General features: G+C 31.7%; 22 protein-coding genes and 1 tRNA gene. 18 read left to right on the top strand and 5 right to left on the bottom strand.

Features of this window, described 5'->3' with window-relative positions; genetic code table 11:
- Positions 1 to 84: 84 nt before the first annotated feature.
- Positions 85 to 258 carry a hypothetical protein gene (locus IMX26_RS06860; protein WP_195160933.1) on the bottom strand — a complete coding sequence of 58 codons (174 nt, stop codon included), beginning with the start codon at positions 256 to 258 and terminating at the stop codon, positions 85 to 87.
- Positions 259 to 425: 167 nt separating this feature from the next.
- Complete coding sequence (locus tag IMX26_RS06855) at positions 426 to 692, bottom strand: hypothetical protein (protein ID WP_195160932.1); 267 nt, start codon at positions 690 to 692, stop codon at positions 426 to 428.
- A 168-nt stretch (positions 693 to 860) separates the two neighbouring features.
- Between IMX26_RS06855 and IMX26_RS06850 the strand changes: the two genes are divergently transcribed.
- The 4 genes from IMX26_RS06850 (at position 861) to IMX26_RS06835 (ending at position 5,732) form a co-directional block, all read left to right on the top strand.
- Positions 861 to 2,192 (top strand): TldD/PmbA family protein, encoded by a 1,332-nt coding sequence (locus IMX26_RS06850; RefSeq protein WP_195160931.1) that lies wholly within the window; start codon positions 861 to 863, stop codon positions 2,190 to 2,192.
- A gap of 14 nt (positions 2,193 to 2,206) precedes the next feature.
- Positions 2,207 to 3,646: a TldD/PmbA family protein gene (locus IMX26_RS06845; RefSeq protein ID WP_195160930.1), complete on the top strand. Its 1,440-nt coding sequence runs from the start codon at positions 2,207 to 2,209 to the stop codon at positions 3,644 to 3,646.
- Between the two features lie 188 nt (positions 3,647 to 3,834).
- Positions 3,835 to 4,326, top strand: coding sequence for a GNAT family N-acetyltransferase (locus IMX26_RS06840; RefSeq protein WP_195160929.1), 492 nt, complete (start codon positions 3,835 to 3,837; stop codon positions 4,324 to 4,326).
- A 269-nt stretch (positions 4,327 to 4,595) separates the two neighbouring features.
- Entirely contained in the window at positions 4,596 to 5,732 is a 1,137-nt protein-coding gene (locus tag IMX26_RS06835; protein ID WP_195160928.1) for a class I SAM-dependent RNA methyltransferase, read from the top strand.
- A gap of 834 nt (positions 5,733 to 6,566) precedes the next feature.
- Here the strand turns inward: IMX26_RS06835 and IMX26_RS06830 are convergent.
- On the bottom strand, positions 6,567 to 7,811 hold the full coding sequence (locus IMX26_RS06830; RefSeq protein ID WP_195160927.1) for a BtrH N-terminal domain-containing protein: 1,245 nt from the start codon (positions 7,809 to 7,811) through the stop codon (positions 6,567 to 6,569).
- A 233-nt stretch (positions 7,812 to 8,044) separates the two neighbouring features.
- Here IMX26_RS06830 and IMX26_RS06825 point away from each other — a divergent pair, with 233 nt between their 5' ends.
- The 10 genes from IMX26_RS06825 (at position 8,045) to IMX26_RS06780 (ending at position 15,652) form a co-directional block, all read left to right on the top strand.
- On the top strand, positions 8,045 to 8,902 hold the full coding sequence (locus tag IMX26_RS06825) for an alpha/beta hydrolase (RefSeq protein ID WP_195160926.1): 858 nt from the start codon (positions 8,045 to 8,047) through the stop codon (positions 8,900 to 8,902).
- Between the two features lie 67 nt (positions 8,903 to 8,969).
- Positions 8,970 to 9,653, top strand: coding sequence for a hypothetical protein (locus IMX26_RS06820; protein ID WP_195160925.1), 684 nt, complete (start codon positions 8,970 to 8,972; stop codon positions 9,651 to 9,653).
- A 221-nt stretch (positions 9,654 to 9,874) separates the two neighbouring features.
- On the top strand, positions 9,875 to 10,198 hold the full coding sequence (locus IMX26_RS06815; RefSeq protein WP_195160924.1) for a helix-turn-helix transcriptional regulator: 324 nt from the start codon (positions 9,875 to 9,877) through the stop codon (positions 10,196 to 10,198).
- A 2-nt stretch (positions 10,199 to 10,200) separates the two neighbouring features.
- A complete protein-coding gene (locus IMX26_RS06810; protein ID WP_195160923.1) occupies positions 10,201 to 11,412 on the top strand; it encodes a DUF2812 domain-containing protein in 1,212 nt (403 codons plus the stop codon).
- Between the two features lie 424 nt (positions 11,413 to 11,836).
- Complete coding sequence (locus IMX26_RS06805) at positions 11,837 to 12,196, top strand: hypothetical protein (RefSeq protein WP_195160922.1); 360 nt, start codon at positions 11,837 to 11,839, stop codon at positions 12,194 to 12,196.
- Between the two features lie 63 nt (positions 12,197 to 12,259).
- On the top strand, positions 12,260 to 12,556 hold the full coding sequence (locus IMX26_RS06800; RefSeq protein WP_195160921.1) for a hypothetical protein: 297 nt from the start codon (positions 12,260 to 12,262) through the stop codon (positions 12,554 to 12,556).
- Positions 12,557 to 12,594: 38 nt separating this feature from the next.
- On the top strand, positions 12,595 to 13,338 hold the full coding sequence (locus IMX26_RS06795) for a hypothetical protein (protein WP_195160920.1): 744 nt from the start codon (positions 12,595 to 12,597) through the stop codon (positions 13,336 to 13,338).
- Entirely contained in the window at positions 13,335 to 14,129 is a 795-nt protein-coding gene (locus tag IMX26_RS06790) for a hypothetical protein (RefSeq protein WP_195160919.1), read from the top strand. Before IMX26_RS06795 ends, IMX26_RS06790 begins: the two co-directional genes overlap by 4 nt.
- A gap of 1 nt (position 14,130) precedes the next feature.
- Entirely contained in the window at positions 14,131 to 15,015 is an 885-nt protein-coding gene (locus IMX26_RS06785; RefSeq protein ID WP_195160918.1) for a hypothetical protein, read from the top strand.
- The gene (locus IMX26_RS06780) at positions 15,008 to 15,652 is read left to right on the top strand and encodes an ATP-binding cassette domain-containing protein (RefSeq protein WP_195160917.1); all 645 of its coding nucleotides are present in this window, start codon (positions 15,008 to 15,010) and stop codon (positions 15,650 to 15,652) included. The genes IMX26_RS06785 and IMX26_RS06780 overlap by 8 nt, the downstream gene beginning before the upstream one ends.
- A gap of 130 nt (positions 15,653 to 15,782) precedes the next feature.
- Here the strand turns inward: IMX26_RS06780 and IMX26_RS06775 are convergent.
- Positions 15,783 to 15,871: transfer RNA gene (locus IMX26_RS06775), tRNA-Leu, on the bottom strand.
- 281 nt (positions 15,872 to 16,152) lie between these two features.
- On the opposite strand from IMX26_RS06775, the gene IMX26_RS06770 reads away from it, so the two are divergent.
- From IMX26_RS06770 to IMX26_RS06760, 3 genes are all read left to right on the top strand, one after another.
- A complete protein-coding gene (locus IMX26_RS06770; protein ID WP_195160916.1) occupies positions 16,153 to 16,515 on the top strand; it encodes a hypothetical protein in 363 nt (120 codons plus the stop codon).
- A complete protein-coding gene (locus tag IMX26_RS06765) occupies positions 16,512 to 17,096 on the top strand; it encodes a TetR/AcrR family transcriptional regulator (RefSeq protein ID WP_195160915.1) in 585 nt (194 codons plus the stop codon). The genes IMX26_RS06770 and IMX26_RS06765 overlap by 4 nt, the downstream gene beginning before the upstream one ends.
- A 396-nt stretch (positions 17,097 to 17,492) precedes the next feature.
- The gene (locus IMX26_RS06760) at positions 17,493 to 17,657 is read left to right on the top strand and encodes a hypothetical protein (RefSeq protein ID WP_195160914.1); all 165 of its coding nucleotides are present in this window, start codon (positions 17,493 to 17,495) and stop codon (positions 17,655 to 17,657) included.
- Between the two features lie 103 nt (positions 17,658 to 17,760).
- Here IMX26_RS06760 and IMX26_RS06755 read toward each other — a convergent pair whose 3' ends face one another.
- Positions 17,761 to 18,435: a TetR/AcrR family transcriptional regulator gene (locus IMX26_RS06755; RefSeq protein ID WP_195160913.1), complete on the bottom strand. Its 675-nt coding sequence runs from the start codon at positions 18,433 to 18,435 to the stop codon at positions 17,761 to 17,763.
- Between the two features lie 196 nt (positions 18,436 to 18,631).
- Between IMX26_RS06755 and IMX26_RS06750 the strand changes: the two genes are divergently transcribed.
- Positions 18,632 to 19,954, top strand: coding sequence for a glycine/sarcosine/betaine reductase component B subunit (locus IMX26_RS06750; RefSeq protein ID WP_195160912.1), 1,323 nt, complete (start codon positions 18,632 to 18,634; stop codon positions 19,952 to 19,954).
- Positions 19,955 to 19,960 lie beyond the last annotated feature (6 nt).

Here is a 19,960-nt window from a genome sequence, read left to right as displayed (position 1 = left end):
CCACCATGTACTAAAAAAATTCTATCTACTTAGTTTTTTTGGGTTATTGAAGAGGTGTGAACCTTGTCAAGATCACCATTTTAATTATTTTAAATCCTCTTTTAACTTTTTAATTCCTCGCCTTGCGGCCTCCATTTGATAAACCTGCTCTTGTTCGCAGTACTGGTCTAATATTTGTTTGCTTTCTTCATCGAGTCTTACAGCAATACGATAAGGCTTTGGATTATTTGTTGGTCTCCCTAGTTTCTTTTTAATCATTTAAACCACTCCTATTTAGCTTTTTGACTACCTTAAATGTATATTTATGGTTTGCTGTTGTCAATAGTAATTGTAAAAAATATATAAATTGATAAAAAATAATACATTAAGGTTTTTAGAAACTATTATTAAAAGAAGATATAATACAAGATACCATTACCAAATGCTTAGTCATCTATTCGAACCTTCTCTACCAGTTGCTCTACATTTATATCACTAGGTATAATCCAAAGTAGATAACCTGGAGAATAACCGGTAAACTTATAGTTAACTTGTTGCTCAATTGTTAACACTTGTTGTGTAACACTATTAATAATACTATCAGTCTTTTTAATTACTTGGTTATTATTAAAATTAGTATTGCAGTTATATGTAAAACCTACCACAACAAAGAGTAACGCTAATATAAGAGAGACTAAAATTTTATTTTTCATATGCATCACCTCCTAATTTCGACGATAATAACTGTTATAAGTTCCTGATTCCAGCCAATGGGGACAGTCCCCATTGGTTGGAATTATAAATAAACTCAACAATTTAAGCAGGAAAATTGCTTCGCGCCACGAAATACTAATTTCATAACCTAAAGTGAGGTGAGTTGCTTGAATATCAACGATTTACAGCAGATAGCTAAAAAGATAATTAAAACTTCACAGGCAGAGCAAACTCAAGTTAATATTCAACTAAATAATGAGGCATTTAGTAGATTTAATGAAAACTATATACATCAAAATTTAGTTCGTCATACTGTGTCTGCCCAAATTAAAGTAGCAATTGGTAAACAAATAGGTAGTATTACAGTTAGCGATATTTCTAAGTGGCATAAAGTTGAAAATGCCCTTAATCAGGCGATAACTATTGCTAAAATGCAACCCCCCAACAAGGCTTTTGTGTCTTTTCCCAAACAAGAAGAACAGAGTGTACAAAAAAATTTAGACAATGAGTTAGTGAATTTTACAGCTCAAAAAAGAGCAGAGGTAATTGGACAAGTTATAGATTATGCTTTAAGTCAAAACCTGGAGGCTTCTGGTACGTTTTCTATTAATACAGGGCAAATGCTAGTTATGAACTCTTTAGGACTTAACGAGTATACTCCATATGCCCATGGTTTTTTTAGAAACATAATGAATAACGGAAACTGTACTGGTTATGCTGACCAAGTAATTACCAGTATAAGTAATTTTACGCCACTTCAGTTGGCGGAATTGGCTGCAGCGAAGTCTTTAGTATGTAATAATCCACTACAAATAGAGGCTGGTAAATATACAGTTTTATTAGAGCCTATTGCTGTTGGAGATTTATTAAGATTTATGGCCATGCATGCTTTTAACGGACAAGCTGTAGAGCAAAAGCGGAGCTATTTAAGCAAAAACATGAATAAACAAATTGTAGATTCAAGAATCACTATTACAGATAACGCACACCATGAGTTCTCTCCTCATTTACCTTTTGATAACGAAGGTGTTATTCGAAAAGTAGTTCCTCTTATTGAGCAGGGGGTAGCTAAAGGAGCTGTTTATGATTCAGCTACTGCCTACCAATACAATAAACCTTTAACTGGTCATGCAGGTGGATATGGCTGTGCTCCTGCCTTTATGGTAATGAACAATGGTACTTCTAACATATCTCAAATGATTAAAAAAATTGAGAGAGGTATAATCATAAATAGATTCCATTACACCTCTTGCCCAGAGCCATATCGTGTAGTAGCTACTGGAACCTCACGTGACGGTACAATGTGGATAGAAGATGGAAAAATAAAGCAACGTATTAATAACGTAAGATTTACTCAAAGTGTTATAGATACCTTAAATAATATAGTAGCTATTGGTAACGATGCTCGACCTGTACGAGACTGGTGGAGTAGTTTTATTTCGCTATTGCCATCATTATTGGTTAAGGACTTTAATATATCAGGAACAACTACATTTTAGGTGGGGGTGACATAATGAAACAAGAACTAAAACAGGGTATTGAATTGGCTAAACAACTTGGTGCCTCATATGCAGATATTCGTTTTACTCGCCGAAACCTAGAGCGCATTAATGTTTCGGATGAGTCTATTACAGGCATGGTAAACAGCAGCAACCAAGGTGTAGGTGTGCGTATTTTATATAAAAACGGCTGGGGTTTTGCTGGTTTGCCCGTAAGTGAAGAGAGTGAAATTGAGCAGATTTTACCAAAAGCTATTAACGAGGCATTAGCAATTGCCAAAGCTAGTAATGCTGTAAATAAAAATCCTATAATGTGGTCTGAGGCTCCATCTATAGATACAGAGTATCATACACCAGTAAAAATCGACCCTTTTTTAATGAAAACAGAAGAAAAAGCTGAGTTTTTACTAGATGCTTTAGCAGAGGCCAAAGTAGACCCTGCAATAAGAGTTAATAGTGGTTTTTTAAGATTTTTTAAAGATGAAAAGCATTTTGCCAGTACAGATAACTCCTATATTTACCAAACTAATTACCAAACTGGTGGCAGAATGGATGTAGTGGCAACAGCCGACGGTCAGGCTGAAAAACGACACTTTCGAGATCATGGCACAGGTGGCTGGGAGTTACTAGAGCAAATGAACTTTAAGGAAAAGGCCAAAACATTGGGTAATGAGGCAGTACAGTTGCTAAGTGCTGAGTCTTGTCCTCATGAAAAAACCAGCCTTATTTTAGGAAGCTCTATGGTAGCTTTACAATTACATGAGTCGTGTGGTCACCCCACAGAGCTCGATAGAGCTTTGGGAAGTGAAGCAACCTTTGCTGGTACCAGCTTTTTAAACCCCGAAGATTGGCGCAAAACTCGTTATGGCTCGGAGATTGTTAACATAAACATGGATGCCACCGTAGCAGGTGGATTAGGTACTTATGGTTATGATGATGAGGGTATTAAAGCCCAAAACACCCCAATTATTAAAGATGGAATTTTTTATAATTACACAACATCTCGCGAAACAGCTCCAAGGTTTGGATTAAATAGTAATGGAGCAATGTTAGCCGATGGTTGGTCACATATTCCACTTATTCGTATGACCAATATTTGCATAGAGCCAAGTGACTGGTCACTTGATGAAATAATAAAAGATACCAATGATGGTGTATTTTTAGATGTAAGCAAAAGCTGGAGTTTAGATGATAAACGTATGAATTTTCACTTTGGTTGTGAAATTGGCTACAAAATTAAAGACGGTGAAATTGTTGGAATGCTAAAAAACAATGCCTACACCGATTTAACTCCCCATTTTTGGAACTCTTGCGACGCCATCGGTAATGCAGATGAGTGGCACTGCTGGGGTAGACCAAGCTGTGCCAAAGGTGAACCAGTACAGATTGCTAACGTAGGTCACGGAGCAGCTCCAATACGTTTACGAGATATAGAGGTAGGAATACACGAGTAGTAATAAAAATAGTTAAATATATTATAAGTGGTGGGCTTTATGTCTGCCATTTATTTTTTAATAAAAAATGGGGTCAGGCTTTAAAATTTAATAACTTTATTTGGAAAACACTAGCAGTTAATATTAATACTATGCTATTATTGATGTGGAGAACGTATGTTTTCATTGAGGTTATTATGGAGGATATTATGATTAAAAATGCTAGTTTGAGTACAAAAAGACTTAATATAAGAAGATTTAACGAGAATGATGGAGAGGGTATACAAGAGTTTGCCATTTACAAAACAGGTAAAGGATTTGACTCTTGGGAAAAATGGCCTACCGATTTGAATGGTTGTACTGAAGTAGTAAAATTCTTTACTAGTTCTGAAAAATATTATGCAATATGCCGTAAAAACGATAATAAGTTTATTGGTTTTATTAGCTTTAATAAAATTGATGAAAATAAACATGTAGATTTAGGGCATGGTTTCATTCCTAAATATATTCAAGATAATGAATCAGTTGAGGCTTTAAGGGAGATAATTACTTATGCTTTTAAAGAATTAGCTGTAGAAGCAGTAGAAACCAGAAATCCTCTAGAGTGGACAGAGCAAATTACTCCCTTAAAGCAATTAGGATTTAAACCCCAAAATGATTATATGATACTCACTAAACAACAGTGGAATAAGATACAATAAGATAATAGTGGATATAAATTATATGATGGTGGACTTTATGTTCACTTATTTTTTTGGTGATTCTTCTATTTTTAAGTAGCAATTCTTATTTAAATTTAGAGGGATAAAATTATTATCCTTACAAAAATAGTGAAACCAGTTACAGATAAAATAAGTACGTTACAATAATAAAATATTCCCTTGTAGTTAAGCAAAATATTTGCCATAATAGAAACGCTGGCTTTTAATAATACTATAATATAAAGTTAAATAAATGGAGCGATTAAATAATGAATAAGATAAAGCTGTTAATTAAAACAGAGTTTGGTATAGAGGCAATTGCTAAACGCGAATTGAAAGCTATGGGTTACCAAGTTTTAAACACCGAAAATGGTAGAATAACCATAGAGGCAGGTGTTGAAGATATTGCAAAAACTAATATTAACTTAAGAACTGCTGAAAGGGTTACAATACTTTGTAAGCAATTTAAAGCCAAAACATTTGAGGATTTATTTCAGGGCACTAAAGCAGTACAGTGGAAAAAATATTTAGTTGCTAATGGTAAGTTTATTGTAAAAGGCAAATCGTTAAAATCTAAGCTGCATAATGTTCCTAGCTGTCAAGCAATTGTTAAAAAGGCTATTATAGAGAGTTTAAAAGAGACTCTTAATGAAACATACTTTCCAGAGAATGGCCCGGAATATGTAATAGAGGTGGCGTTAGAGAAAGATGTTGCTACCATAACTTTAGATACAAGTGGAGCAGGCTTACATAAACGTGGCTACAGATTAGTGGCAGGTGAAGCGCCCCTAAAAGAGACTCTTTGTGCTGGTATGTTAATGTTAAGCTATTGGAATAAAGATCGATTATTAGTAGACCCCATGTGTGGCTCTGGTACAATTGTTATTGAAGCAGCTATGTTAGCTCGTAATATTGCCCCTGGTTTAGATAGAAAATTTGCAGCAGAAGCTTGGGGTGTAATAAATAAAGAAATTTGGGCATCAGCCCGTAAAGAGGCATACTCTAATATAAAACATGATGTAAAGCTAGATATACGAGCAACAGATTTTGATGAACGTATGATAATGTTAGCCAAAGAAAACGCTATAGAAGCTGGTGTTGAAGACGATATTTGTTTTGAAGTAAAAGACATAAAAGATTTAGACTTTACAGATGAATATGGTGTTTTAATAACAAATCCGCCTTACGGCGAAAGAATTGGCTCGGATGAAGATTTGTTACTAATAGATGAACACCTAAAAAGACTATTTTGGAGCAATAAAACTTGGTCTTTTTATATATTAACCGCAGACCCAACCTTAGAAAAAGTAATAAATAAAAACGCAGACCGTAAACGTAAGCTGTACAATGGTAGAATTAAGGTTGATTATTATCAGTTTTACGGACCTAGACCACCTAGGGATTAGGTAGTGAACGCACCTCTGTGCCGTTCAGTTGCTGCGCATTAAATAAAGATCAAAAATAAACAGTAAGTAACAATGATTAAAACACGCGCTAAGGTATCCACAGTGGAATCACACAGAGGTGATTTCCTACTAATTAGCATTGAGTGTTTGATGTTTATGGTTTAAAAGTAGTGAATGCGCCTCTGTGCCGTTCAGTCGCTGGGCAATAGATAAAAACCAGAAATAAACAGTAAGTAACAATGATTAAAACACGTTGACTAAGTATCCACAGTGGAATCACACAGAGGTGATTCCCTACTAATTAACATAGAGTGTTTGATGTTTATGGTTTAAAAGTAGTAAACGCGCCTCTGTGCTGTTCAGTTGCTGCGCATTAAATAAAGACCAGAAATAAACAGTAAGTAGCAATGCTTAAAACACACGTTGGCTAAGGTATCCACAGTGGAATCACACAGAGGTGATTCCCTACTAATTAGCATTGAGTGTTTGATGTTTATGGTTTAAAAGTAGTGAACGCGCCTCTGTGCTGTTCAGTTGCTGGGCATTAAATAAAAACCAAAAATAAACAGTAAATTAACAATAATTAAAACACGCGTTGGCTAAGGTATCCACAGTGGAATCACACAGAGGTGATTTCCTACTAATTAGCATAGAGTGTTTGATGTTTATGGTTTAAAAGTAGTGAACGCGCCTCTGTGCCGTTCAGTTGCTGCGCAATAAATAAAACAAAAATAAACAGGAAGTTACAATGATTAAAACGAGTTGACTAAGTATCCACAGTGGAATCACACAGAGGTGATTCCCTACCTTAATCCTATAAATCCAAACCTACATTTACACTCCAGCTACTACTGACTCAGCTCTAAATGCTTGTACGGTTGTTTCGTTAATTGTATTAAATAATAAGTTAGCAGCATTTAGTTCAACTTGATAAATCTCCATTAAGCCCACCGCCATTTCGTTGAATAAATCCATTTTTTGTTTACGAGTTAAAGGAAATTTATTAGCACACTCTTTGTATAACTCTTGTATTTGTTTTGATGATGTTTTAAGGGTTGTATGTGAAGCCTCACCTAGTTCATTTAAGGCTTTATGTTTTTGTATTAATAATTGCTTTGTTTGTTTAAACTGAGCTACGGTATCTGGAAATGAGGTATTGGCAAACTTAGCCCAGAGGTCTCCAGCTTTTCTGTAAACCGTGGCTATCTCTTTTAAGATAGTTATATTTAACAATAAGCTAGCTTCATCTAAAAAATCAGCATACATATATCTTAATCCATGACCATCTTTACAATATAAAGTTGTATTTTCATATACTTTTGCTAGGGTTGTAAATAAGTCAGTATTATCTGCAAATACAATTGACCAGCTTTTTTTATTGGCGGGTGATGCTAAAAGCTTAGCCCATTTTTTTAAGGCTGGTAAAGAAAAAGACTGAGAGGTGGTACTTATTTTTTCTATAAAATCGTCAATACCTTGCACAACTGCCTTAGATAATAGTTCTATTGGTTTATAACCTTTAATTTGCATAGAGCAGTTTTTTAGTGATGGTATATTTCTGCGAGCAATTTTAAGTTCGTCCATGGTTAACTCAAAACCACCCTTAGCTAAATCATCTACTGTTACTATGTTAGTTTCTTTATTAAAGTCTGTAATAACTATAGGATGCGGTGTTTTTTCGTATTTATCTAGGGGCTCAAAATTATAAGGCAATTTGTTACGATCCACCCACACTATAATATTTTCGCCTTTATCTAAAGTAACCCTAAGGTTATTATAGGCCTTACGTGAGCTTGTTGTTTCTGTAATATTTATATCTAAACCAATTCTTTTGCTTAACTCAGTCATTGTTCTTATTTCTTTGCCCCAATGATTATGAAAATGTAAAGATAATTGTTTGCGATTTTTAGATTTATAGTTCCATAGAATATAACCAATACCTATGCCACCAGCTATACCAAAAAGCAAATTTTCGCTGTAGGTGCTGTTTTGTTTGGGAACAAAGTAGTTTTTATTTGATAAAATACTTCGTATACAAGCTGTAGCAGCAAAGTATCCGTTAATGTATTTGTAGCTCATAGTAACACTCCTTTATATCTTTAATGTTATTAGTTAAGCGACTAAATTAAAGTAAGCATGTTCAGTTAATCTTATTTTGTTCATCAACAAACAATGCTATGTGTAATAATTAAAAAAACTGTAAGTATTATTATGCTAAATTTAATTTTATATGATAATCATTATCATTTACAAAGTATACTAATTAATATAAACTGATATTAATGATTATTATTTATAAAGGGAGTGGCATTATGAGCTATCTAAAAGAGAAATATGAGCAGTTTATCAATAAAGCAGTTTTCAAAACTATTAACCATAAAGATAAAGAAATAGAGTATTATACTTTAGGTGATAATAGTACACAAACATTGCTATTATTAACCGGTGGATCGGGAGTTTCGGAGCCATTTTTTGAGTACTGTTTGTTTTTTAGTAAGAGATTTAAAGTAATTAGTTTTAACTACCCTGAGTGTGAATCACTTAATAGTTTAGTAGATATTATTTTTAGCATAATAAATAATGAACAGGTTAAGGATTTATATATTTGTGCTCAATCAATGGGTGGAATAATAGCCCAAGTTATGTTATTAAAACAGCCTAAGCTAATTAAAAAGCTAGTTTTGTGTCATACAACTACAGTTACAAAAAATTTACAGCAACTATATGCTAATAAGCTAAAAGAAAATACTAAAACTCTAAAAGACTTAGAGCCTGTGCCTGAATTAGTGCTTAAACAAGCAGTTACAAATAAAATAAAAAAATCTATAGAACAACATTTATTTGTAAACACTGAGTTTTGGACTAATTTATTTCAGCAGTCAATAAAACAATGTAATAAACAACAGTTAATTACTCCAATTATCTTAATGAATGACTTTGCAAAAAATTATTGTTTTAATGAATTTAGCTTTGCTGATAATGCTAACAAGGTATTAATTATAGATTCTAAAGCAGATAAAGCCTTCACTGCTGAGCAGAAGTTAGCTCTTAATAATATATTTAAAGATGCTAGCAAACAACATTTTGTTAATGAATCGCATATGGGAATTCTTGAGTCATCTGCAAAATATATAAATTTAATCGACTCATTTTTTGAAAACAAACTTTAGCTGCTGTAATTAGCCCAAAATATATGATAATATTTAAGTTAAGATAAACTATGAAAAGAGTATAATAATGAGCAAAAAATTTGGGTTAAAAAAAATAATAATAGCAATTGTTATGGTGTTATTATTAGCTATATATATTATTACTATAATTAGAGGTAAGGCAATTAATATAAATGATGTTTTAAAAATATCTGTTATTGAAAATAATACCGTTATAGTATATGAAGGTGAAAATGCTAAAGCGTTTTTAACGAGTTTGAATCAAAAAATTAGAGTTAAAAAAGATTCTTATTCATATAATGAATTACAAAACTCTCTACAAATAGTTAACAAAGAATTAGCTAAAAGAGCTAGCGAAGTTTATTATAATAAAATATCTAAACATGTAAAACACAGCTTTAAGCTAAATGCCAGTCAAGCTTGTTTATTCGATGTTAAACTTAATAAAAAGCAAAGAAAAGCATTAATTAATGTTTTAGGTGTAGACTGGTTTAACGTTTATTCAGTATCTCAAAAACAAGAGTATATAGTTCCTCCTAACAATAGCGTTCATTTTGAGTTTTACCCTTTTATGAAATATTCAAAAGGTAATATTGAGCGCTGGTATAATTGCTCGAACTACAAAAATATTAAAATTTGTTTGGAGCAAAAAGAAGTAGAAACTTATTCTCCAAAATATATAATAGAAAAAGGCGAACGAATCTTAAATGGTGTGTTTAAAATAAAAGAGCATAATATAACCAATGAATAGTAATAAATTTAAGGTATAAGTTTTTTTAAAATCTATAAATCAATTGGTGTGTAGTAAGTACATAAAATCAAATAAAACAGAATTGCTTAGTGCAGTTCTGTTCTATTATTTATAAAGCTAAGTTAATAATTTTAAATTTAATATTGACAATATCATAGATGCTTTATATAATATCGTTAAATGATATCATTTAACGATATTGCATATTAGGAGGTAAATTGATGCCAAGAAAAGCATTGGAAGGGCTAACGGAAACAATGTTTTATGTGTTGATGGCGTTTTGCCGGCAAGCAATGTGTGGTATTGACGTAGCAAAATTTATTGATAGTAAAACTCAAGGCCAGTTACAAATAGGACCAGCCACTTTATATACTATATTGGGGAAGTTCGAAAAAGAAAAATATATTACAGAAACAGAGGTTACAGGACGTAAACGAACCTATAACATTACTAATAAAGGTAGAGAAGCCTATAAAACAGAGTTAATTCGTTTACGTCGTTGTATTTCAGACGCTGATAGTGAAAGCTACATAAGGGAGGTATAGTTATGAGCGACAAATTACAAATAAAAGCAAAAAAAGTTTACCGATTACCACCCTGCGCAAATTATGAGATTGAAAAAACAGAAAGCTGGCTAGCGGATATGGCTGCAAAAGGCCTATTTTTAAGCAAAGATGGTTTTTTCGCTGGATTTGCAGTTTTTGAAAAAAAAGAGCCTAAAAATGTACGTTATCGTATGCAAGCTGCTCCCGTTAAAATAAGTTTATTTGCTGATAATAACGGCGAACCCGACGATGAAGCCAAAGAGTTGAATGAATCATATGGCTGGCAATATATTGCCTCAAGGGGTCAATTTTTTATTTATTGTTCAACTTCACCCGATGCCCGTGAGTTAAATACAGACCCTAGGGTACAAGCATTAGCGCTTGATATAGTACGTAAGCGTGAACGCTCAAATACTATTGCTACTTTTATGTGGTTATTGGTTTATCCTATAGTAATGCTGTATGGTAGACCAGTGTTAACAGCCGTTAATATTGGATCTTGGTTAATAGGGTGGGCTGCTATTTTAGTATTATGGGCCTTAGTGCGTTCTGTATTAAAAGTAGTACACCTACGTAAAATACGAAAAAAATTAGCAATGGGTGAAATGCTAAACCATAAAAAAAATTGGAATCAAAAAGTTAAACAATATCATATAGGTGGTATAATTTTTCTATTGATGATCTTCGCATGGTTTGCTTGTTTATTCAGTGGTTGGAGCAATGAAATTATGAATAAAAATGTACAATCTTTAGCAGATTACACTGATCAACTTCCTTTTGCAACCATCGCTGATTTTGCTCCCCATGGAGTATACAAATTAAATGACTTAAAATTTGCTAATACAATAGAAACTAAATCCGACTGGCTTGCACCTAAAATAATAAAGTATCATGAAACAGCTTCAGTTGTTTTAAAAAATAATCAATATTTACAGGGTGGATTACTGGTAGATTATTATGAAACTATAGCACCTAACCTTGCAAGGGAAATTGCCAGAGAGTTAAAATTACAGGAAAAAAAGTCTAAAAACTATACAGAATATAATTTAGCTGATTTAGATGTAGATTATGCAGTTGCATATGCAAATATATTTCCGACTGTAATTATTCAAAAAGGCACTAAAGTAATTAAAGCAACCTTTTATCAAACATCTAATGATTATACAATGCAGTTAAACGAGTGGGTACAAATTGTTGCCAACAGTTTAAAATAAATACTTATCAATAGGTAAAAAAAGACCAAATTTTGTTGGTCTTTTTTTTATATAACAAAATAAACACTATTATTAAGATAAAATGGATACATAAATCAAAAATATTTTAAAATGATAAAAATGTAATATAATGTATATGTTTGTGTTATAATGTAGAAAACAAACTGGTTATATGTTCATAATTTTATGAGGTTATTCACAAATGGTTTAGAAGCAGTTAAATGAAAACCAAAGGCAATAGTGTTATTTTATATATAACATAACACGCTACTTTGTAACAAATAAATTCCTTTTGTTAAGGAGTTTATTAACTATTTCAGTTGTTAAAAAATTGTTAACTAAAGTAACATAGCATTTAAATTGAAAATAAAGGAGTCATTATGAAAACTAAAAAAGCAATATCTATTTTTTTGTTTTAGTTTTATTGATAGCAATTGCTGCTAATGTAGCATCTGCTTACCAATCTTATTCTGGTTCAATTAAGTATGTACACTCAAATTATTATTATCTTTTAGCTACACAGACATATAGTAATCCTATAAAAGCACGTAATGTTGTTTCAAGTTATGCTGGTAACCATAATGCTAACTGGAAGGTTAGAGGATATTACAATGGTAATAAATTTGATGTAACTCAATCATACTGGCATAAAACTGGTGATTATACTTATAATTATGAAGATTATGGATATTCTCTTGATAAAGAGCAACTACTGGCTAGAGCCAATTCAAATGAAGGAACTAGCTATAAGTATGTAGCAGGTAAGTTCTGGGGTAAAAAATAAAATAGCCAATAATTAATTAACAAATGAATAACCTCATATTTAATTTTTTAAGGAGATACATAAATGAAGACTAAAAAAATCTTACTTATTGTTGTAGGGTTTTTAGTTGTTTTAGCGGGTTGTAAACAAGCACCATCTCAAGTAATAAAACCTAGTAAAGGTACAATTACTTATATTAAAGATAATAAAACAAACATAGCCCATGTTAAAGAAGTAGTTGTTGGTAAAACCATTAAACTAAATATTGATGTTGATGTTAATGTGGATAATAAAGAGTATGCTATTTATAATGCTTGCCCCATAGCCGTAAACCATAATAAATGGTTCAAATATTTTTTTGGTGAAAAAAGCAAAAGTTAGAACATTTTTATGATAATTGGCAAGCTAAACACTTAAAAATGCAAGAAATAACTGATCAAATAATTAACAATACTTTTGGCTACAGAAACAGTGATATCGAGGTTTACTATTTACTTACTGACTCAACTTTTAGGTATTTTAATAAAGAATATCAAGAGGTTAGTTTAAACGAATGTGCTGTTATTAATCCACAGCAAAAAGAAGTAAACCAGGCTTTACAACTAAGTAATAAGTTTATTAATAATGTAGCTGAAAACCGTTTAATGGTTAATAATTACACAGTATATCAACCTTTAAATCAGCAAAGTATTATGGTTGTAGATTATAAACGTAGTAATATAAATATTTTAATTGATAATCCACCCCAAACTATTGATCAACAAATTATTAAACCAGACGGTGGTGTTGTGTTTATACAAAACAACAAAGTAGTTTTTTCAAGCTTAACAGTTAGAGATTTTAAACATGTTAAAACAACAGCTATTATCAGCCTTGAACAGGTTTTAAATACTCTTAGAATTTATGTAGATACTATTGAAGCCTATACCGAAAATTATATTAAGGGAATTTGCAAAAAAAGTGAATTTAATATTAAAGATATTTCATTAAAATATTATCCATTTAGAATTGAAGATGAAAATTTAGCCAGTACTTATGCAGGCATTAATGGTGCTTATGTTACCTATAAACCCGTATGGGTTATATCATCTGGTAAACGTGAAGGCAATAACTTGGAGTTTGTAATGATCATTAATGCCACTACAGGAGAAATAATTAGATGAAAAATAGTTTAAGGGTATTTTATTGCTCTTTTTTAAGATTAATAAAACAGCCTCGATTTTATATAGCCATTATAATTGGTGTTTTATTACTATTAAGTGAGCGATGGATTGATTACGTAGATAAATTTATTTTAGGTAAAAATATTTCTAAAACCTACTCGTTTGCCTTTATGTTAGAAGTAAGTTTGTCTTATACTATCTTTCCCTTTATTTTTGTACCACTTTGCACAATTAGTGGTAGTTTGGCTTTTTGTGAAGATACAAGTCATAATTTTTATCGAGCTATATGGACAAGAGTCTCTAAAAAAACATACGCCAAAGCACAAGCCTTGGCAAGCGCTGTTATTGGAGGTTTAACAGGAGCCAGCATAATTATATTTTCAGCACTGCTGTTAAGAGTAATTTACCCGAGCCATAGTATTGCCATGCAAACAACTGCTCAATTTGGAGCTTTAAATGACCCCATTGCTATAGTACTAAATGGCTGGGGTTATGTAATTAAAATTGCTTTTGTATACTTTTTTGGAGGAATGGCTCTGGCTGTTTTTGGCTTGTTATGTAGCTCATTTGCTAAAAACAGATATGTAGCAGTACTTGCTCCATTAATTTTATTTATTAGTGCAGACTTTTTAATGGGCAGTTTTCACTTACCCTTTGCCCCCATGGATTTATTAATGACTTATGACAGTACAAGTGTATCAGTTTTTACTAGTGCTGCAATATTTACGCTAGGCATTTATATGTGTACTGTGTTATTTACTCTTAAATGCGAAGATAAGGTGGGTGAGTGATATGCGATACATTTTAAATTTGTTTAGACTAAACTTATTAAGATGGAAGACATCTCTAAGAATAATTATGTTGTTATTAATAATTCCGGTAATTCAACTAAAGTATGTTTTCCCTTATTTAAAAAATGTTAGTAATTTACAAATGCCTATGCATGTTTTTGAGCCATATATTGCCTCGTTTTCAAGTATGCACAGTTCTTTGCTTATTAGCATTATTGTAGTATTTATCTTAGCTGATGTTCCTATTAGACATCAAGGTTTTGAGTTATCTTTAATTCGGGGCAGTAAGCAAAAATGGCTATTCAGCCAGTGGCTATATATTATTTTTTGCGCATTTTTAATTTGCTCCATCATAGCTTTATTTAATATTGTAATTTCATTACCTTTTTCTTATATTCAAAATGAATGGAGTATTCCAGCACATTTACTAGCAATGAACAAAACAGCTACAGGATACTCGGCAGTATCATCATCGGTACCACAGTTTATTTTATATAATGACTTGCCGATAAAGGCATTTATTTATACCTTTTTATTACAAATGTTATTATTTATATTCTTTGGAACTTTAACAGTACTTATAAATTTAAATAGCAATTATTTAATTGCGCCTATTATATTATTAATGCTCAATGCCGTAAACTGGTTAATTAGAATGTTTGTGCCGGGTGATAGAGCCTTTAATATCATATCTTGGTTTTCCCCTTTGTATCATGGTACTTATAGCGAGCATCAGTTTCAAGCGGTTTTAAACGGATCAATGGCTAGTGCCCAAAGCTCAGCGCTAATTTTAATTGTTTTAAGCCTACTTTTTATAACTATTTCGCACTTGCTTATTAGAAAAAATGATGTGCTAAATTTTACTAGAGGTGATTTTGATGACTAATGCTTATATAACTATAACTAATGTAAATAAAAAAATAAAAACTCAACAAATATTAAAAAATATAAATGTTACATTTGAACAAGGTAAAACACATGGCATAGTGGGTAGAAACGGCTCTGGAAAAAGCATGTTGCTAAAAACTATTAGTGGATTAACACCTGTAACAAGTGGTGAAATAGTAGTAAATGGTAAGGTTTTAGGAAAAGACTGTGATTTTCCTGAGAGTATGAGTTGTATTATTGAATCACCAAGCTTTTTATCAGCAGAAAGTGGTTTGAATAATTTAAAATACTTGCAAAATTTAACTCAGAAACCTGATAAACAGTACTTAGCAAAAATAATGGAACAGGTAGGGTTAAAAGAACATATGCATAAAAAGGCTGGTAAATACTCTACTGGAATGAAACAAAGATTAGGATTAGCTCAAGTGTTAATGGATAATAATGATTTAATTATTCTTGACGAACCCTTAAATGGCCTTGACGAAAAAGCAATGAAAGAGTTTAGAGATATTTTGTTAAACATGAAAAAGAAAAATAAAACCTTACTTATTGCAACCCATATGCCCGAAGATGTAGAAATGTTATGTGATACAGTAAGTAAAATGAGTAATGGAGAGCTGATTAAAATCAGGTAAATTTTTTACTGGTTATGTAGTAGTGGGTGGTTAAATAAGCTTAAATAGAGTTAATAAAAATACTAATAAAGTATCTAGTTTAAAACAAACAAAACAGCCTGTTAACTATAGTTAACAGGCTGTTTTAGTTTGGTGCCGAGAGAGGGACTCGAACCCTCACGTGGGGTAAACCACGCCAGATTTTGAGTCTGGTGCGTCTGCCAATTTCGCCATCTCGGCTCGTTAAATTTATTTAACAAAAACTAGTTTATCATGAGGTTATATAACTGTCAAGATAACATATTTTAAAACAGGATAAGTACTTAATATAAACACGTATATAAGTGTTAACAAGTTAATTTTAGTAATAGCATTTTGATTATTTTATAAACATAGCTAGTTACCTAAATTATTATGACAAACTAATTTACAAAATAACCTTTTCATGAACTAAATATTGTGCTACACTAAAACTGAACAATGTTCAATGTATTGTTCAATAGTTATACGGGAGAGTAAAAATGAAAGATATTGCAATTTTAGTTATAGAGCTTATTTTTGTTATATTTATAGTGATTTTAGGATTAACAAATAAGCAGTTTATGTTTATTAATAGCGCTCGTTCTGCTGTTATTACCTTGGGTATAATAGGTATGTGTTTTTGCGGAATTAGTATAGGCAAGTTTATTACAAATGCTCCATTTCACGGCTTTACAATTATGGCTTATGTAGTTGGTACTATTGCTTTAGCTTGTTTTATAACACAGCTTTTTAAGCTTAACTTGCCCATAATAGCAAACCCTAAAAACGCTTTGCTTATTTTGGCTGTTAGTATTATTATTAAAGGCATAATAGCAAGGTTTGGAGATGTATTGGTAAAGTGAAAAAGAATATTAAGCAAAGCATAATTAATGAAACAATAAATTTAATAAATGCCAATGACGATGTTAGTAAAATTACCATTAGGGATATTTGCAAAGCAACAGGGGTAGGTACTGGACTTATAAACTATCATTTTAAAAGTAAAGAGAATTTAATAGCGTGTTGTGTTCAGCAAATTATTGGTGATGTTATACAGCAATTTAACAACATGTGTTTGTTATTAAAAAATAAAACTGCCCTTGAGAGGTTAAGGATGATGATAAAGTCAACCTGTACTTTTTTGGTTGACAATGAAAACATAGCACGTATCTCTATTTTAACGGATATGCAAAAAGGGGCATTTAATGATAATACTAACCAAACTTTAAGTGTGTATTTACCAATAGTAAAAGCTGTTTGCCCAAATGGCACTGATTTATTAGATATTAAAATACTTGCTTATAATTTGATTTTTGCTTTACAGGGTTTATTTTTACGAACAGACTTAGCAAAAGCGGATTTAGCTCTTGATTTTAGAGAAGAAAAAGATAGAGATTTATTAGTAGATAAGGTGATAGATTCGGTTTTTAGTAAGTACTTATAGTAATGTAATGAGCATAGTTGTAATGAAAAATTTTTGCTATAATTTTGCACTATCGGTATACTGTTTTAAATATTATTGACTGTACTAAGTAAACTGAATTTTAAGTTAAAGCTAAGCGGGTAACCCCTAACCATAAATTCTTTAGTTTAGGGTAAACGTAGTATTAGCTTGTTAGTGTTTTGAGGTTTGCTCCTTGGCTATTACATAAATACAAACTATCCTAACTGTTTCTTTTAGTACATTTTTTAACTTTATTAAATAACTGTGTTATGCAAACAATTTGGAATTTTTTATTAATGGGTAATGAGTTTAAAGTATTATAGTTAAACACAGCACGCAATTTTATTTGCTATTTTGAACATAATATATAATAAGTAAATAAGGATAGGTGAAAATATGAGAAATGTTACAAATAAAATTGAAAAGGTGCATTATACTTCTTATGTTTATGGCAGTATTGATGAAAAAAATAAGCATATATTAGAAATGCAAAAAAATGGCTACGAGTTTTTAGTTAACTTTCAAGATGAACATAGGGCTACATTTAGAAAATTTCTTTAAGTATGTTAGCTGTTAAAAAAACAAGTGGTATTTACCACTTGTTTTTAGGTATTGTGAATTTACGAAAAATGAATCGTTTTAGCATGATGTTTATTTAAATTATTTAATAAGATAAATCACAATCTTTAACCAAATGCATGTCAAAGATTTTACGTAAGTACCTTAATGTTTTGTTTACAGCATCCTCTACAGAGCCTTTAAATCTACCTGTTAACACCTCCGATAATATACCTTGATATATAAACAAGGTCATTTCATTGATATCATTAATATCTTCTTCTCTTAAATACTTTTCGTTAACACATCTTTTTAAGAGTATTAAAGCCCTAAAGTAGATATCATCTTGGGTTAACATCTCTAGTATATCTGCTGGCAAAGCACTTAAATGCTCTGGGTAAACATTATAGAACTCTCTAATATTGTTTGGGTAAGGTTTAAACACATTTTTGCCAAAGATATATGAGTATATTTTAGGCGATGAATATGAGTAGTAACAAAAACACTCCCATACTTTTAAAACTCTACATATAGTGTTTGGACAATCTTTTAAATAATTTGGCAAATCCTCTGTATAGGCTCGCATAAATTTTAATGAAGCCATAGATATTAAATGATCTAAATTCTCAAAGTAATTATAAAGAGTTGCACTATTATAACCTGCCAAATCAGCAACTTTACGTACTGTAATTGCCTCTACACCTTGTTTTTCAATAATTTCACTTGCTGCATCAATAAAATATCGAAGCATTCTATTCTTTTTAAGTATTTTGTTGTCCATAAAACCCCACCATTTACATGTTATTGATAGTATATATTAGCATAAGACCGTAAACACTGTAAAGGAATTAGAGATTATTAAAATATATTGTAATTTTCTATTGCCAAGTTAAATAGGTTTATAATATAATCAAAATATAAAAAATAAACACGTTTAAATAAATTGTGTTTTAATATTGTGCTGAAAGGAGAACAATATGAAACTAGAATTAGGCAACTTCTTTGTTAAAGATATAGTTTTTGGTGACGTTACATCTTATGCTAATGGTATTCTTACTGTAAATAAACAAGAAGCTTTAGCTGTAGTTAGAGAAGATGAGCATATTACAGAAGCTGATATCGAGATAGTAAAACCAGGAGATAATGTTCGTTTAGTACCTGTTAAAGAGGCAATTGAGCCTCGCATTAAATTAGATGGCTCTCCATTATTCCCAGGAACAACTGGGGACTTAGTAAGAGCTGGCTCTGGCAGAACTCATGCCTTAAAAGGCTGTAGTGTGTTAGTAGTTGGTAGACACTGGGGTGGATTCCAAGATGGTTTAATTGATATGGCAGGTGAAGGTGCTAAGTACACTTACTACTCTCAATTAAAAAATATTGTATTAGTAGCAGATAGTGATGAGGTATTTGAGCAGCGAGAGCAACAAAAGAAAAACCGTGCTTTACGCTGGGCTGGTATGCGATTAGCTGAGTATATTGGTAGTTGTGTTAAAGATCTTGAGCCAGAAGAGTTAGAAACTTATGAGCTTGAACCAGTTACAAAGCAAAAAAATACTAATGACTTACCAAATGTAGTTATGGTGTTACAGCCTCAATCTCAAATGGAAGAATTGGGTTACAACGATTTGTTTTACGGTTGGGATTGCAACAGAATGGTTCCTACTTTTGTTCATCCTAATGAGATTTTAGATGGAGCAATTATTTCAGGTTCTTTTATGCCTTGTTCATCTAAATGGTCTACCTATGATTTTCAAAACTTCCCTGCTATAAAAAGTTTATATAAAGAACATGGTAAAAGCCTTAATTTCTTAGGTGTTATACTTTCAAACCTAAACGTAGCTTTAGAGCAAAAACAAAGATCTGCTTTAGTCGTAGCCTCTATGGCAAATGCTTTAGGTGCAGATGGAGCAATTGTGGCAGAAGAGGGTTACGGTAACCCAGATGCTGACTTTATTGCTTGTATTGTTGCTCTTGAAGATGCTGGAGTTAAAACAGTAGGTTTAACTAATGAGTGTACTGGTAGAGACGGTGCTTCTCAGCCTTTAGTAACTTTAGATGAAAAGGCAGATGCAATTGTTTCTTGTGGTAATGTATCTGAGTTAATTAAACTTCCACCAATGGAACGTGTTATTGGTGAACTACAGGCTTTAGCCAGAGATGGTTTATCTGGTGGTTGGGCAGATGATGAAATTTTAGGTGCATCTGTTAAAGAAGATGGCTCAATTATTATGGAAAATAATGCTATGTTTTGTGGAGATCAGGTTGTAGGCTGGTCAACAAAAACAGTAAAAGAATACTAGGGGGGT

The organism is Clostridium sp. 'deep sea' (genome assembly GCF_014931565.1).
In the GTDB taxonomy this organism is placed as follows: domain Bacteria; phylum Bacillota; class UBA994; order PWPR01; family PWPR01.
Note: the sequence above shows the minus strand (reverse complement) of the source record. Positions and strands in the feature narration are given on the sequence as shown.